At 46.1% G+C, this 15,224-nt stretch carries 14 protein-coding genes; 13 read left to right on the forward strand and 1 reads right to left on the reverse strand.

The features are described from left to right. The first annotated feature begins 2 nt into the window (after nucleotides 1–2). The 13 genes from OW495_RS16035 to OW495_RS16095 all read left to right on the forward strand — a co-directional run bounded on the left by OW495_RS16035 (nucleotide 3) and on the right by OW495_RS16095 (nucleotide 13,456). A complete protein-coding gene (locus OW495_RS16035; RefSeq protein ID WP_102514068.1) occupies nucleotides 3–1,385 on the forward strand; it encodes an AMP-binding protein in 1,383 nt (460 codons plus the stop codon). A gap of 89 nt (nucleotides 1,386–1,474) precedes the next feature. Continuing rightward, complete coding sequence (locus OW495_RS16040) at nucleotides 1,475–1,837, forward strand: 3-hydroxyacyl-ACP dehydratase (protein WP_102514069.1); 363 nt, start codon at nucleotides 1,475–1,477, stop codon at nucleotides 1,835–1,837. Continuing rightward, nucleotides 1,830–3,635 carry a glycosyltransferase family 2 protein gene (locus tag OW495_RS16045; RefSeq protein WP_102514070.1) on the forward strand — a complete coding sequence of 602 codons (1,806 nt, stop codon included), beginning with the start codon at nucleotides 1,830–1,832 and terminating at the stop codon, nucleotides 3,633–3,635. The genes OW495_RS16040 and OW495_RS16045 overlap by 8 nt, the downstream gene beginning before the upstream one ends. Beyond that, nucleotides 3,613–5,160: an aromatic amino acid ammonia-lyase gene (locus tag OW495_RS16050; protein ID WP_102514071.1), complete on the forward strand. Its 1,548-nt coding sequence runs from the start codon at nucleotides 3,613–3,615 to the stop codon at nucleotides 5,158–5,160. Before OW495_RS16045 ends, OW495_RS16050 begins: the two co-directional genes overlap by 23 nt. A gap of 39 nt (nucleotides 5,161–5,199) precedes the next feature. Beyond that, nucleotides 5,200–5,730: an acyl-CoA thioesterase gene (locus OW495_RS16055; protein WP_102514072.1), complete on the forward strand. Its 531-nt coding sequence runs from the start codon at nucleotides 5,200–5,202 to the stop codon at nucleotides 5,728–5,730. After that, nucleotides 5,717–6,415, forward strand: a complete 699-nt coding sequence (locus OW495_RS16060; RefSeq protein ID WP_289887412.1) for an outer membrane lipoprotein carrier protein LolA — start codon at nucleotides 5,717–5,719, stop codon at nucleotides 6,413–6,415. Before OW495_RS16055 ends, OW495_RS16060 begins: the two co-directional genes overlap by 14 nt. After that, a complete protein-coding gene (locus OW495_RS16065; RefSeq protein WP_102514074.1) occupies nucleotides 6,387–8,759 on the forward strand; it encodes an MMPL family transporter in 2,373 nt (790 codons plus the stop codon). Before OW495_RS16060 ends, OW495_RS16065 begins: the two co-directional genes overlap by 29 nt. Further along, entirely contained in the window at nucleotides 8,756–9,379 is a 624-nt protein-coding gene (locus OW495_RS16070) for a DUF3261 domain-containing protein (RefSeq protein WP_102514075.1), read from the forward strand. The genes OW495_RS16065 and OW495_RS16070 overlap by 4 nt, the downstream gene beginning before the upstream one ends. Nucleotides 9,380–9,384: 5 nt before the next feature. Continuing rightward, on the forward strand, nucleotides 9,385–10,584 hold the full coding sequence (locus OW495_RS16075; RefSeq protein ID WP_289887414.1) for a beta-ketoacyl-[acyl-carrier-protein] synthase family protein: 1,200 nt from the start codon (nucleotides 9,385–9,387) through the stop codon (nucleotides 10,582–10,584). Then, the gene (locus OW495_RS16080; RefSeq protein ID WP_289887416.1) at nucleotides 10,577–11,041 is read left to right on the forward strand and encodes a hotdog family protein; all 465 of its coding nucleotides are present in this window, start codon (nucleotides 10,577–10,579) and stop codon (nucleotides 11,039–11,041) included. The genes OW495_RS16075 and OW495_RS16080 overlap by 8 nt, the downstream gene beginning before the upstream one ends. Further along, nucleotides 11,038–11,763, forward strand: a complete 726-nt coding sequence (locus OW495_RS16085) for a 3-ketoacyl-ACP reductase FabG2 (RefSeq protein ID WP_289887417.1) — start codon at nucleotides 11,038–11,040, stop codon at nucleotides 11,761–11,763. The genes OW495_RS16080 and OW495_RS16085 overlap by 4 nt, the downstream gene beginning before the upstream one ends. Continuing rightward, entirely contained in the window at nucleotides 11,760–12,983 is a 1,224-nt protein-coding gene (locus OW495_RS16090; RefSeq protein WP_102276398.1) for a beta-ketoacyl-ACP synthase, read from the forward strand. The genes OW495_RS16085 and OW495_RS16090 overlap by 4 nt, the downstream gene beginning before the upstream one ends. 8 nt (nucleotides 12,984–12,991) lie before the next feature. Beyond that, nucleotides 12,992–13,456: an Sbal_3080 family lipoprotein gene (locus OW495_RS16095; RefSeq protein ID WP_102361609.1), complete on the forward strand. Its 465-nt coding sequence runs from the start codon at nucleotides 12,992–12,994 to the stop codon at nucleotides 13,454–13,456. A 124-nt stretch (nucleotides 13,457–13,580) separates the two neighbouring features. Here the strand turns inward: OW495_RS16095 and gltX are convergent, their stop codons facing one another. Further along, nucleotides 13,581–15,008: a glutamate--tRNA ligase gene (gltX, locus tag OW495_RS16100; RefSeq protein WP_099166231.1), complete on the reverse strand. Its 1,428-nt coding sequence runs from the start codon at nucleotides 15,006–15,008 to the stop codon at nucleotides 13,581–13,583. Nucleotides 15,009–15,224: the final 216 nt, after the last annotated feature.

The raw sequence follows: 15,224 nt of genomic DNA on the forward strand, positions 1-15,224 counted from the left end.
TTATGACCCAAACCGTCTCTTACACTTCCTTGTCTGAACTTCTCAGTCAGAACAGATCGCCTGATTCTATTGTCTGCTTTGACGACAATAGCGAGATTACGTGGCAAACATTTAACGACGACTTATCTCGGCTCGCACACCTTTTATCTTCATCCCCTTTTCAGCGAGTCGCGATTTGCACCCAAGACAGCTACCTATTTTCGGTGGCCTTTTTAGCGTGCGCAGTCAGCCGCAAACACATCATTTTGCCAGGTAACTATCAACCTTGTGCGCTTGCCGAGCTGAATAAACATTTTGACTGTCTGTTGGTTGATGAAGCGATTGGTGCAGTGGAAGTAAGTGAAGTTCGCAATATCCAAACCTTATTGGACACCGAAACACGCGAGCCTCTAACCGATAATCTTCCCGCCATTGAATTAGCAGCAATCCAATTGACCCTATTTACTTCAGGTTCAAGCGGTACGCCGAAGGCAATCAATAAAACACTAGAACACCTAGATATTGAAACTGCTCAGCTAGATAAGAACTGGGGAGAGTTGATCAAAGGTAATCGAATTCACAGCACGGTTTCGCATCAACATATCTATGGTTTGCTGTTTAGAATTTTATGGCCACTATGCTCTGGTGTTCCATTTGCTCGAAGCAACCTTGAGTACCCTGAGCAGATCCTTTCTCACGCCAATAAAAACTGCGTGCTGATCAGCAGCCCAGCTCTACTCAAACGATTAAAGCATGAGACCAATACCGCACAGCTTGCTGGTGTGTTCTCTTCAGGTGGCCCGTTACCCACTGAATCGGCTCATCAATCACAGAATCTGCTTGGTCATTTACCTATCGAGGTTTTTGGCAGCACAGAAACTGGTGGCATCGCATTTCGCCAGCAAGAGAGCGCTCAAACACCTTGGCAACTTTTTGACTGTATTGAGGCAAGTCTCAACAGTGAGAATTGCATTAAGTTATTGTCGCCCTACATCGATAACAATAACTGGTATCAAACCGCCGATGAGTGCGAAATGGTCTCGGATAATCAGTTTATATTGAAAGGCCGAACCGACCGAGTGATCAAGATAGAAGAAAAACGAGTATCACTGGTTGAAGTCGAAAAGCGACTTGAGCAACTGCCTTGGATAAGTGAATGTGTCGTCATTCCATTTGAAGAACCGGAGCGCTTAATCTTGGCGTCGGTTTTGGTATTATCAGAGGAAGGCCAAGCGAAACTCGCCACCATGAGTAAAGGTAAATTCTGGTTGATGCTGCGTTCAGAACTTAGAAAATGGTTAGAACCGATCGCTATCCCAAGAAAATATCGCATTGTTGATGAGATTCCACTCAACAGCCAAGGTAAGCGACTAACCTCTCATATCGAACAGCTAATAAAATCATAGAAACCGCTGATCGTATTTTACACTGAGATTATCTTTTTATATTTTTGTCAGAACACCCATTTTCAGCCCAAGGATTCTAAGCACACGCTATGGATAAGAGAAAACCAAACGTCATTGCTGTTGACACTGCAGAGAAAGAATCGACCCTGACACTCCATATTACTGGAGACATCACCGATTTTAAGGGGCATTTCAAGAGCTTCCCTATTCTTCCGGGTGTTACACAGATTGATTGGGCACTTCACTACGCAGTCCAAGAACTGAGTGTCCCTGGTTTCTTTAAAGGCATGGAAGTCATCAAATTCCAAGAACCGATCCTGCCAGACTCGACTATTCAGTTGTCATTAAAGTGGGACGCTGACAAAGACAAACTGAGCTTTAGTTACACCTCAAACAACGGTGAACAGACCCACTCTTCAGGCAAAATGAAGCTGGGAGAGAAAAGTGAATAGCGCTCCCATCGAGGCTACTTCTCAAGACCAAACAAAAGAGAGCAGCTATAAAGCTTGCTTCCTAATCCCGTGCTTTAACCACGGTGCAACCATGCCCTCGGTGGTCTCATCACTTCTTAATTTCGAACTTCCGATTATTATTGTTGACGATGGCAGTGAACTCGCGACTAAGCAGTTTCTGACTCCACTTGCAGATAGCGCAAGCGTAACTTTGGTGACGCTTGAACAGAATCAAGGCAAAGGCGGCGCTGTAAAAGCAGGCATCAAGCGAGCGCAAGAGCTCGGTTTTAGCCACGCTATTCAGATTGATGCTGACGGACAGCATGACTTAGACGCCCTACCCGCGTTAATCCAAGCGTCACAAGCTAAGCCACAACGCCTGATATCAGGTCAGCCTATCTACGACGACAGCGTACCCAAAGCAAGGCTTTACGGGCGCTACGCGACACATATTTGGGTATGGATAGAAACACTGTCTCTGTCGATTAAAGACAGCATGTGTGGCTTCAGAGCGTATCCAATCGATAAGACGCAAACCGTACTGAATAAATACGATGTCGGTTCGAGAATGGACTTCGATATCGAGATTCTGGTTCGCTTGTATTGGGAAGGCTGCGATATTGATTTCGTTGAAACACGCGTTATATACCCAGAAAACGGCATATCTCATTTCGATGCGCTGTGGGATAACGTAAAAATCAGCTGGATGCACACGAGACTGTTTTTCGGCATGCTGCCGAGAGCACCAAAATTGATTGCTCGCCATTTCAAATCCGATTCTGCTAAAAGTGGGCAAAACCAAGATTCCTTGGCTGAATCCAACAAGAACGAGTCAGAACAACCCCATTGGTCTCGCACTCAAGAACGCGGCACTGTACTGGGCATCAAACTGTTATTGGCTGTCTATACATTGTTAGGCCGAGGCGTATTTAATCTTATTTTGCGCGGTGTGATGCGTTACTACCATCTAACGGGTAAGCGTGCACGAAACGCCTCAGAACAGTACCTATTTCAACTTAAGGCATACGCTGAACAACAGAATATTGAGTTACCCGCTGAGTTAACCAGCTATAACCACCTGCTCTCGTTTGGCCATACCATGCTAGACAAGTTAGCGGCATGGAAAGGCGATTTCTCGGTAGATAACCTGACGATTCATGGCCAAGACCAATTCGAAAGCATGGTGGAAAACCAACAAGGTGTGCTGATTCTAGGATCTCACCTTGGCAATATAGAATTATGCCGCGCTTTAGGGCGCAGACACTCGAACATCAAAATTAATGCGCTGGTGTTCACAGAGCACGCTGAACGTTTTAACTCTGTCATGAAAGCGGTCAACCCACAATCTGATTTAAACCTGATTCAGGTAACTTCAATGGGGCCAGACACCGCCATCTTATTGCAACAGAAGTTGGAGCAAGGCGAGTGGATTGTGATTGTAGGTGATAGAACTTCCACCAGTAAAGAGAGCCGTTCAGTATGGGCTGAGTTCTTGGGTAAGGAAGCACCCTTCCCTCAAGGGCCATTTATGTTAGCCTCGGTTCTCAAAGCGCCAGTATTCCTATTATTTGGGCTACGTGACGACTCAAAATCTAAACCGCACTTTAATGTCTATTTCGAGCATTTTAGCGACAAGATCGAGCTACCAAGAAAGACACGCGAACAATCTTTACAGCAAGTCGTGCAAAAATATGCGAACCGACTTGAGCACTACACACTGAAAGCACCGCTTCAGTGGTACAACTTTTTTAATTTTTGGACATTGAGCAAGCACCATGACGAAAAAGAATCCAAATAGCATCACCTTTGGTGCCGAACGCCTCACGATTGAGGATGTTGTCGCTATCTCACAAGGCGCAAAAGCCTCGATGAACTCAAGTGAAGCATTCACATCAAAAATCGACCGTGGTGTCGCTTTTTTAGAACGCCTATTGAAAGAAGAAGGCGTGATCTATGGTGTGACAACGGGCTACGGTGACTCATGTACCGTTGCGATTCCGCCAAACCTTGTTGATGAATTACCACTGCATCTAACGCGCTTTCACGGCTGTGGTTTAGGCGAAATACTGTCTCACGAACAATCTCGTGCAGTATTAGCAACGCGCCTGTGTTCATTGTCACAAGGTGTATCTGGTGTGACTCACGATTTGCTCAACCAGATCGTTACTCTGATCAACCAAGATATCTCACCGCGTATTCCTCAAGAAGGATCAGTTGGTGCTAGTGGCGATTTAACGCCGCTGTCTTATCTGGCGGCTGCACTGATTGGTGAGCGCGATGTTATCTACAAAGGCGAAGTTCGCCCTACTAGTGACGTCTACAAAGAGCTAGGGATTAACCCTATCAAGCTTAAGCCAAAAGAAGGCTTAGCATTGATGAATGGCACGTCAGTAATGACGGCTTTGGCTTGTATCGCCTACAAACGTGCAGAATACCTAGCTCAGCTGTCGACTAAGATCACCGCAATGGTGTCTGTCGGTATGCAAGGCAACGATTTCCATTTCGATGAAGCACTGTTTACAGTGAAGCCACATCCGGGTCAACAGCAAGTTGCTGCATGGCTACGTGATGACTTACAAGCGGATCGTCCGCCACGTAATAGTGATCGCCTACAAGATCGTTACTCACTGCGTTGTGCACCGCATGTGATTGGTGTGGTTCAAGACTCTCTGCCTTGGCTACGCCAAATGATTGAGAACGAACTAAACAGCGCTAACGATAACCCAATTATCGATGGCGACAATGAGCGCGTACTGCACGGTGGACACTTCTATGGTGGCCATATCGCAATGGCAATGGATACACTAAAAACAGCGGTAGCCAACCTTGCAGATCTACTTGATCGCCAAATGGCGCAGTTGATGGATTACAAGTTCAACAACGGCTTACCATTTAACCTAACGGGTGCAGAAGGCGAGCGTAAGCCAATCAACCACGGCTTCAAAGCGGTACAAATCGGCGTGTCAGCTTGGACAGCAGAAGCATTGAAACACACCATGCCAGCAAGCGTGTTCTCTCGTTCAACCGAGTGTCACAACCAAGACAAAGTCAGCATGGGCACCATTGCGGCTCGTGACTGCTTACGCGTTCTTGAACTGACTGAACAAGTAGCAGCAGCGTCACTTCTGGCGGGTACACAAGCGCTTGAGCTTCGTAAACGCCACAATGAGCTTGATGAGCACCACATGAGTGAAAACCTAAAGCACATTCGCGATGAAGTACTTAAAGAGTTTGAATTTATCGTAGAAGATCGACCACTTGAAGGCGATCTACGCCACTTCATTGCTCGTATTCAAAGTCAGCACTGGTCACTTTACTCATAAAGTAGCTAACCCTTTACGCAATATTGTTGAGAGCGATTTATGTCTGAAATCCTTCATCCATTACAATCTGAGGTGACACTTATCACCTCATTCCAAGATGCCGATCCAATGGGCGTGATCTATCACGGCAACTACTTCCGATTTTTTGAAGAAGTAAGACGCATCATGATGGATAAGATTGAGTACAACTACCATGAGATGAAGGATTCCGGCTACATGTGGCCGATCATCGACACGCGCGTAAAGTACATCAAAGCGATACCGTTTAATCATCAGATCAAGGTATCCGCTAAGTTAACTGAATGGGAAAACCGCTTGCGTGTTGACTACGAAATTCACGATGCCAACACAGGTGCTCGTATGACACGCGCTCACACCATGCAAGTTGCGGTCACCATTGAAGAGCAAGAGATGTGTTTTGCTTCGCCGAAGGTGTTTACTGATAAAGTCGAACACTGGCATCAATTTGGCTGCTTACCCCAATCAACTGAGCAGCAACCAAGCGACCACCAATCAGAGCAACCTCAAGTATCTAACACACAGCAGCAGGTGAAACATGAGTCTGTTTAAGCGCGGGCGTAAGCACATCAGCATCGCACTACTAGGGCTTGCCTCAATAATGGCGAGTAGCTTTGCTGGCGCTAGCGAGAACACGATTGCTGTCGGTTCTATTTCAGAGCTACAAACCGTGTTAAGCGAAAATAGTATCGTTCGTGGTGAGTTCACTCAAACGCGCAACATGGAAATGTTCGCCCAGCCTCTAACATCACAAGGTACTTTCCTGTTAGATAAGTCGAATGGTTTGCTTTGGACACAAGCGACACCCTTTCCTGTGAGCTTGGTGCTCACGGATAACAAACTGAGCCAAAGGTTTGCTGATCAACCCGCTAAAATCATCACCGATAAAGAAAACCCAATGGCGTTTTATTTCAGCCATATCTTCTTGTCAGTGTTTCACGGCGACACGCAAAAACTTCAAGAGCAATTCTCACTGTCATTTGAACCAGCGACTGCGAAAAATTCTGATGAAAGTGCAAACTCAAGTTCAGAAGACACACGATGGACACTCACTCTAAAGCCAAAGAATGCACCAATGAACGCGGTGTTCGAAGCCATTACACTGCAAGGACAAGGTGACATTGAACGCATCGAACTTAGAGAAGTTCGTGGGGACAGCACTGTGATCGAATTTAGCCAATTAAGCCATCTACCGGAAGTATTATCAGATGCTGAAGCGCAACAATTCCAATTCTAGCCTAGCCCTTGCTTGGCTTGTTGTCGTAATGCTATTTAGCGGATTGTTGATCAAACAATTCGCTTTTTCTTCGTCAGTACCCATTGAAAGCAACATCATGAAATTGCTGCCAGAAAACCAGCAAGACCCCATGGTAGAGCAAGCCTTTCAGCAGATATCCAGCTCGATGAGCGAGCAAGTGGTGTTTATCATAAGTGCCTCCGACGTCGAACAAGCCATGACAGCGACTGACGCTTTTGAAAAAAAACTTAACCAAAGAGCTTTCTCAAACCAGCAAACTCTGTTTAAGCAAGTTCAAGGAAAAATCAACGCAAGCACGCAAAGTCAGTGGAGCGATTTCTATTTTCGTCACCGAGCTCAACTTCTCACCCAACAACAAAAAGAGACGCTGACACACTCGCCGGACTCGCGAGCTCAATATGTCATTCAATCTCTGTACAACCCGTTCTCAGGCGTCACTGCAGCAGAGTTATCTCTCGACCCATTTCTGTTATTTCGCGACTACATCAGCGCAGTTGGCGTTCAATCAAGTAACTTTGTTCTGAAAGAAGGCTACCTCACAGCCCAGTCTAATGAGCAAACTCATATTTTGGTGACAGCTACTCTGGCAGGTTCGCCTTATAGTTTAGCGATTCAAGAGCAGCTTCCAGATCTTGATTCAATTGAGCGCCAGATCGAAAAGCAGTTTGGTGTCAAAGTGCAGCATACCGGTGTGGTGTTCTACGCCAATTACGGTACCGAAAGCGCGAAATCAGAAATCAGTACCATTGGTTTGGGCTCATTGGCCGGTGTGATTTTATTGGTGTGGCTAACATTTCGTAGCGCCCTCCCACTTGCCTTATCCTTACTTTCCATCAGTACTGGATTATTGGTTGCGCTGGCAAGCACCGTCGCTATCTTCGGCAAGGTTCACCTGTTTAGTTTGGTGTTCGGTGCCAGCTTAATTGGCGTATCCATCGACTACTCTTTCCATTACCTAACCGATCGCTTGGCTGCAGGAAGTAAATGGCAAAGCGACAAAGGGTTGAAACATATTATCGTTGCGATCACTTTGGGTCTGATCACCAGCTTGATTGGCTACCTAGGTCTACTGGTTGCACCTTTCCCTGGCTTACAGCAACTAGCCCTGTTCTCGTCAATTGGACTGATCGCAGCTTACGCCAGCGTGGTGTGTTGGTATCCAGTTCTCGCAGCGAAACCAAGCCAAGAACGCCCTCTTCCTTTGTCGAAGCTTTGGCATACTTGGTTAAGCCTCTGGAGCAACCAAAAGTTTAGAATTGGCTTACCATTAATAGTGACTGTCATTAGTTTGATATCACTCAGCCAAATTCGCTACGACGACGATATTCGTCAACTTCAAGCGATGCCAGAACAACTCAAACAGCAAGAACAAGCCATTACTGAGATATCAGGATTAGGCAGTGGTCAAAATATGCTGCTGGTGACCGCCAACAGCGACCAAAAACTGCTAAAAAAACTGGTAGATATCACCACAAGCTTAGATTCTTTGGTCGATAGCCAAGGTATCTCCGGATATCGCAGCATCAATCAACAATTGTTAAGCAAACAACAACAGCATGATAACTATCAATTGGTTGAACAACTTTATAGCCAGCAAAGCCATATCTTACAGAACACTCTTGGTTGGCCTAGCTTTCCAGAGCTACCTAAGTTCGAGGCAATCACAGTATCTGGATTTTTAGAATCACCAGTGTCAGAACCTGTTCGACCACTTTGGTTAAAACCGATCGACGGACAAGCCGCGTCGGTCATTTTGATCAAAGACGTCACAAATTCAGAACTGTTCTCTCAATGGCTCGATTCAAGCTTTGCTCAGCAACAAGGTGTTAAATACCTTAATAAAGCCGATGAAATCTCTGCTCTCTTTGCGGAATATAGAGTCAAGATCACCGAGTTGTTATTGATAGCATTAGCGGCTATTGGCATGGTGTTGGGTTGGCGTTATGGTGTGAAGCAAAGCCTATTAATGCTGTTGCCTTCATTAATTTCCGGAGTCGCTGGTTTAGCGGTCACGGGTATTTTAGGCTCGACACTGAATCTGTTTAACCTGCTTGGACTGATTCTGATTCTAGGGATTGGTATCGACTATACCCTGTTCTTTGCTGAACAGAAGAAATCACTAAGCACCTTATTAGCGATTACTTTGTCAGGCCTCACGACGCTACTCTCATTTGGCTTATTGTCACTGAGTCAGACTCATGCCATTCATAGCTTCGGTATTACCGTCCTGTCTGGTATTTTCGTCGCATGGTTGCTTTCGCCACTTGCAATCAACAACGAACAAGCAGCGGAAAAATCAAACTCTCGAGAGGCTTTTAGATGAACAAAACAATCAAGATAGCGCTCGCCGTTGGATTGGGCTTACTACTCAACGCTTGTTCGATGGTGTCTCAACAGCCTACAGGCGCAAGTGTCGCAATCGACAAAGACACCGAACTAGCCTTGCCGCTGCCTGCTGAACTGGAGTACTCATTTACGGCGAGCCAGCTGATCAGCGCAACATGGCAAGACGATACGCAGCAACTGCCTGTTCAAGTCGAAGTCACACCAGATAAAGTGGTTTTAGCTGGGTTCTCCTCATGGGGTACTCGCATTCTATCGCTGCAATACCAGAATCAAGCCATTGAGACTCAAGTTCTGTCTGGCCTTGGCGCGACCCTGCCGCAGCCCGAACAGGTTCTGTTTAACTTAATGCTCACCTTATGGCCAGCAGAAGCATGGGCGCAACCTTTACAAAGCATAGGTTGGCACCTAGTCGATACCGACAAAACAAGAACCGTTTTTGACGATAACCAACAAGCCATCATTCGTATTGAATACCAAGCAAAAGTCGGCGAACCAAAGACATCTGGAGAGATTGTTTTCAAGCATCTGATCCAAGGCTACACCATCACCATACAAACGTTGAACTCAACGATTGTCGATAACCCAATTAAGAGCTGAACATTATGCCTATTTATATCCAAGACTGTGGTTTCCAATCAGCGTTAGGCTCAAGTATTGCTGACATTCATGGATGTCTCAAAGACGAACGTGAATCAAACATGGTTGAAGTGAGCGATATGCTGAACGACGGCAAGCACACTGTCGTTGGCAAAATAGCAAGTGAGCTACCAGACATACCACCAGCTCAAGCGCAATACGCCACTCGCAACAATCAGCTGGCACTGTCGGCTCTTAATCAAATTGAAGACTCTATCGAACAAGCAAAATCTCAATTTGGCGCAGACAGAATTGCTGTGGTTATTGGCACCAGTACCTCAGGTATCTCAGACGGCGAAGCAGCATTCAAACATAAACTGGCACATGGTGAGTTTCCTGAGCATTACCACTACTCGAAGCAAGAATTAGGCAATACCTCTGAATTTGTTAGCCAACATTGTGCATTAACAGGACCAAGCTATGCGATATCGACCGCTTGCTCGTCCAGTGGCCGTGTATTTCTGACCGCAAAACGTTTGTTAGATTCTGGAATGGCTGATGCTGTGTTGATTGGAGGTGTCGACACCTTATGTAAGCTGACGCTCAATGGTTTCCATGGTCTTGAAGCACTTTCAACCACACATTGTAAGCCGTTTAGTGCAACACGAGATGGTATCAACATCGGAGAAGCAGCAGCATTTATGTTGCTTAGCAAGGCAAAGCTGGTCGGTGTTAATACAACGCAAGACACGTCGAACATTGCCTTGTTAGGCTGTGGCGATAGCTCTGATGCGCACCATATTTCAGCGCCTCACCCTGAGGGGAATGGTGCGGAGCAAGCGATGATAAAAGCGTTAGATTCTGCTCAGTTGCAAGCTGAAGACATCGGTTATATCAATGCTCATGGCACCGCAACGCCACTCAATGATTCAATGGAAAGCAAAGCCATTCATCGTATTTTTGCAAACAAGGTTCCCGTCAGTTCCACCAAGCCTCTCACCGGGCATACTCTTGGAGCCGCAAGTGCGATAGAGGCTGCAATAGCATGGCATATTTTAAAATATGACTTACCGCTTCCCTTACAAAAATGTCAGGATAAAGCTGAAGATATTGAGATTGATTTGGTAAACTGTTCCCAGAAACTTAAAGTAAAGAACATCTTAAGCAACTCTTTCGCTTTTGGTGGCAACAACATTAGCCTGATTTTTGGTGTAGTAAATGACTGATATCCCTTCTGTAGACCAACTTCTCCCACACGATGATCCGATGATATTAATCGATCGTGCTATCAACGTAGAGGCGTTGTCGATTCACTGTCAGGTCGATATTGGTGATCATAACCTGTTCTTTAATGCCGAATCTCAAACAGTACCCGCTTATGTGGGTATCGAGTTTATGGCGCAGTCTGTGGCGGCATGGTCTGGATACCATGCGCTGAAAAACGGCACGACTCCTCCAATCGGCTTCTTACTCGGTTCTCGTCGCTACAAGTCACTGTGTGATGAGTTCATTCAAGGTCAGACCCTTGATATCTACGCCGAGCAACTGATGGAAGACAGTGGCATGGCCGTGTTTACCGCCCGAGTCGAAGACCAAGGTGAGTTAGTAGCTCAATGCCAACTCAACGTCTACGTGCCGACCGAACAAAAATTACAAGAAATGAAAACTAGGAGCCCATCATGACCCGTCAGGTTTTAGTCACAGGTGCCAGCAAAGGCATTGGTAAAGCGATCGCAATTCAACTCGCGAAAGACGGTTTTGAAATCGCCGTTCACTACATGGGTGACAAGCAAGGTGCTGAAAACACATTAAAGTCGATCACTGAGTTCGGTGGCGCAGGACGTCTGATCCGATTTGATATCAGCAATCGCAGCGAATGTCGCGAAACGCTTGAGTCAGATATAGCCGAACACGGCGCTTATTATGGTGTTGTAAATAATGCCGGTATTACTCGTGACACGGCATTCCCAGCCATGACTGAAGAAGAGTGGGATGGTGTTATCCATACCAACCTCGACAGCTTCTACAACGTACTTCACCCGTGCGTGATGCCAATGGTTCAAAAACGCAAAGGCGGTCGAATCGTTACTCTGGCGTCGGTATCCGGCATCATGGGTAACCGCGGTCAAACCAACTATGCCGCAGCAAAAGCGGGCGTGATTGGCGCGACTAAGTCACTTGCTCTAGAACTCGCAAAACGCAAGATCACAGTAAACTGTGTCGCTCCGGGTTTAATCGATACAGGCATGGTTGATGAGCACGTGAAAGAGCATGCTCTCCCTCAAGTGCCACTGCGACGTATGGGTGAGCCAGAAGAAGTAGCAGGACTAGTGAGTTACCTAATGTCTGATATTGCAGGCTACGTTACTCGCCAAGTGATTTCAGTCAATGGAGGCTTAGTATGACCCGCCGCGTTGTTGTAACTGGCATGTCTGGTGTTACTGCCTTTGGTAATGATTGGCAGCACATCGAACCAAAACTAAAAGCCTGTGAAAATGCCACTCAATATATGCCAAGCTTTGAGCAATATGATGGCCTCAACACAAAGCTTGCTGCGCCTATTGATGATTTCCAACTACCAAAACACTACAAGCGTAAGCAAGTACGTGGCATGGGACGTGTGTCTCGCCTAGCCACTGTTGCGACCGAAAATGCATTGGAGCAAGCAGGACTGATTGGCCACGACGTTTTGACTAACGGCGAAACAGGCATTGCTTACGGCTCTTCAACCGGCAGTACTGATGCTGTTGGTGCATTTGGTGTGATGCTTAACGAGAAGTCGACACGTGCGATCACCGCAACAACTTACGTGCAAATGATGCCACACACCGCTGCGGTAAACGTAGGACTGTTCTTTGGCCTACGCGGCCGCGTGATTCCCACCAGCAGTGCCTGTACTTCAGGAAGCCAAGCCATTGGTTACGCCTATGAAGCGATCAAACACGGCTACCAAACCGTGATGGTTGCCGGTGGCGGTGAAGAGCTATGCCCAACTGAGTCTGCCGTTTTCGATACCCTTTTTGCTACCAGTTTAAAAAACGACACACCAGAAAAGTCTCCTAGCCCTTACGACAGCGAGCGCGATGGCCTCGTTATCGGTGAAGGCGCAGGTACACTTGTTCTTGAAGAGTATGAACATGCTGTGGCTCGTGGCGCAAAGATCTACGCTGAGATCATCGGTTTTGCCAGCAACTGCGATGCAGCCCATGTGACCCAACCTCAGATGGAAACCATGCAAATTTGTATGGAAAAAGCGCTAAAGGATGCTCAACTTCCGGCTGAAAAGATTGGCTATGTTTCTGCGCACGGTACCGCGACTGAAAAAGGCGATATTGCGGAAAGTAACGCGACCGCGAATATCTTTGGCGAAGTGCCAATCAGTTCATTGAAAAGCTACTTTGGTCATACGCTTGGCGCGTGTGGTGCGATTGAAGCTTGGTTAAGCCTAGAGATGATGCATTCAGGTTGGTTCAGCCCAACATTGAATCTTGAGAATATCGACGAACAGTGCGGCAAGCTCGATTACATCACAGGCTCAGGTCGTGAATTGGATGTTGAATATCTGATGAGCAACAACTTTGCCTTTGGCGGAATCAACACCTCCATCATCTTCAAAAAAATCTAGGATAGAGAATGAAAAACTGGCTAGCTGTTGCTGTTGTCGTGTTACTGGCAGGTTGTAGTGCTCCAAAATACTCGGGCAATGCACTTCCAGATGCAAACAACGTTGAAAATATTACTATCGTGGAAGACGTGAAAACTCGCAGCATCTTCCTTGATTCAATGCTCGATTGGTGTCTGAATAATCAAGTTAAATGTAAAGTCGTTGCGGACGGTTCAGAACATAACCCAGAAGATATTACGCTCGATTATGTCTCTCGTTGGAGCTGGGATTTCAGAACCTTTGTGGCAGACGCTAAGATCTCGGCTTATCAAGATCAACAACGCGTAGGCAATGTCGAATTTAAAGCGCCAAACAGCGGAAACTTTTCTAAGTTTGGCGACGATATGGAACGCATCAAAGCGATGATGGATATCTTGTTCGATAAGAAAACAGCCGCGCAAGCGACTCAAATGATTTCCGACGACAAGCTATAACGCGAAGCCAAATTCGAATCGACATAGCTTTAATAGAACAAGCTTTAATCAACCAAGCTCAAAACAAATAAAAAGGGTCAGTAACCAAGTTACTGACCCTTTTTTCAATCTAACTAATACTCAATTAAGCGTTAGCTTCACGCTCTGCGATGAACTCAAGAGCCATCTTGATGCGAGCGATTACGCGCTCTTTACCAACAAGCTCCATCACAGCATCAACAGAAGGAGACTGACCACCGCCAGTTACTGCTACGCGAAGTGGCATACCGATTTTACCCATACCGATCTCTAGCTCTTCACATACCGCTGCAATCACACCATCTTTGATGTTTGCAGTAGTGAAATCTTCAAGCGCTTCAACCTTAGCAAGAGCAAGTTCTAGTGGGCCTTTAGCAACACCACGTAGGTGCTTCTTAGCTGCGCCAGCTTCAAACTCAGAGAAGTCTTCGTAGAAGTAACGAGACTGCTCAGCAAGTTCGATAAGTGTGTTACAACGCTCGCCAACTAGCTTGATCACTTCAGTGATCGCTGGGCCGTTTGTTGTATCGATCTTCTGTGCGTCTAGGTGCCATTGCAGGTATTTTGCAACGTACTCAGGCTCAGAAGTCTTGATGTAGTGGTTGTTCAACCAAAGTAGCTTTTCAGTGTTGAATGCAGATGCAGACTTGCTGATGGCTTTAAGGCTGAAGAACTCAATCATCTCTTCTTGAGAGAAGATCTCTTGGTCACCGTGAGACCAACCTAAACGAACTAGGTAGTTGTTCAGTGCATTTGGTAGGTAACCTTCGTCGCGGTATTGCATTACAGAAACAGCACCGTGACGCTTAGAAAGTTTCGCACCGTCATCACCAAGAATCATTGCACAGTGAGCGAAAGTTGGAACTGGCGCGCCTAGTGCTTCGTAGATGTTGATTTGACGAGGTGTGTTGTTGATGTGGTCTTCACCACGAACAACGTGTGTAATACCCATATCCCAGTCATCCACTACCACTACGAAGTTGTAAGTTGGAGCACCGTCTGTACGACGAATGATTAGGTCATCAAGTTGGCTGTTAGAAATTTCAATGCGACCACGAATTTGGTCATCAAATACTACGCTGCCTTCTTTAGGGTTACGGAAACGGATAACGCACGCATCACCTTCTTTCGCTGCTTCGTTTGCTGCAACAATTTTAGGGTGGTTCGCATCGTAACGAGCCATTTCTTTGTTTTCTTCTTGCTCTGTACGAATTTCGTCAAGCAGCTCTTTAGACGCGTAGCATTTGAATGCTTTGTCTTCAGCAAGTAGCTTATCAACCATTTCGTTGTAACGGTCAAAACGCTTAGATTGGTAGTAAGGACCTTCATCCCATTCCATACCCATCCATTGCATGCCTTCTAGAATTGCATCAACCGCTTCTTGAGAGTTACGCTCAAGGTCCGTGTCTTCGATACGTAGAACGAATTCACCACCTTGGTTCTTAGCGAATAGCCAAGAGTAAAGTGCAGTACGTGCACCACCAACGTGAAGATAGCCAGTTGGGCTAGGAGCAAAACGAGTTTTAACCGTCATTTAAATACCTTGATTATGTAGGTGATTCTTTTAGTGGGGTCTAATACAAAGTCTGTAATAGCCAAATATCACTAAATTTTGGGCGCTATTTTATCACCACCGCTTAAATCTACAATCAGTAGTGAATGATTAATGCGCGGATCTTGTGCGAAAGCCACTGTAGAAAGGCCAAATTCAGCTTCGATGTAGCAAATCTATAGCCTGAGCCAATAAATT

The sequence above is a fragment of the Vibrio sp. 14N.309.X.WAT.E.F5 genome (assembly GCF_030397615.1).
Lineage (GTDB): Bacteria > Pseudomonadota > Gammaproteobacteria > Enterobacterales > Vibrionaceae > Vibrio > Vibrio lentus.

What these genes read in the sequence shown, in the direction of transcription:
- OW495_RS16055 (WP_102514072.1), top strand. Translation starts at nt 5,200, where the DNA reads ATGTCTGAAATCCTTCATCCATTACAATCTGAGGTGACACTTATCACC.
- OW495_RS16085 (WP_289887417.1), top strand. Translation starts at nt 11,038, where the DNA reads ATGACCCGTCAGGTTTTAGTCACAGGTGCCAGCAAAGGCATTGGTAAA.
- OW495_RS16050 (WP_102514071.1), top strand. Translation starts at nt 3,613, where the DNA reads ATGACGAAAAAGAATCCAAATAGCATCACCTTTGGTGCCGAACGCCTC.
- OW495_RS16080 (WP_289887416.1), top strand. Translation starts at nt 10,577, where the DNA reads ATGACTGATATCCCTTCTGTAGACCAACTTCTCCCACACGATGATCCG.
- OW495_RS16035 (WP_102514068.1), top strand. Translation starts at nt 3, where the DNA reads ATGACCCAAACCGTCTCTTACACTTCCTTGTCTGAACTTCTCAGTCAG.
- OW495_RS16070 (WP_102514075.1), top strand. Translation starts at nt 8,756, where the DNA reads ATGAACAAAACAATCAAGATAGCGCTCGCCGTTGGATTGGGCTTACTA.
- OW495_RS16090 (WP_102276398.1), top strand. Translation starts at nt 11,760, where the DNA reads ATGACCCGCCGCGTTGTTGTAACTGGCATGTCTGGTGTTACTGCCTTT.
- OW495_RS16060 (WP_289887412.1), top strand. Translation starts at nt 5,717, where the DNA reads ATGAGTCTGTTTAAGCGCGGGCGTAAGCACATCAGCATCGCACTACTA.
- gltX (WP_099166231.1), bottom strand. Translation starts at nt 15,008, where the DNA reads ATGACGGTTAAAACTCGTTTTGCTCCTAGCCCAACTGGCTATCTTCAC.
- OW495_RS16075 (WP_289887414.1), top strand. Translation starts at nt 9,385, where the DNA reads ATGCCTATTTATATCCAAGACTGTGGTTTCCAATCAGCGTTAGGCTCA.
- OW495_RS16095 (WP_102361609.1), top strand. Translation starts at nt 12,992, where the DNA reads ATGAAAAACTGGCTAGCTGTTGCTGTTGTCGTGTTACTGGCAGGTTGT.
- OW495_RS16040 (WP_102514069.1), top strand. Translation starts at nt 1,475, where the DNA reads ATGGATAAGAGAAAACCAAACGTCATTGCTGTTGACACTGCAGAGAAA.
- OW495_RS16065 (WP_102514074.1), top strand. Translation starts at nt 6,387, where the DNA reads ATGCTGAAGCGCAACAATTCCAATTCTAGCCTAGCCCTTGCTTGGCTT.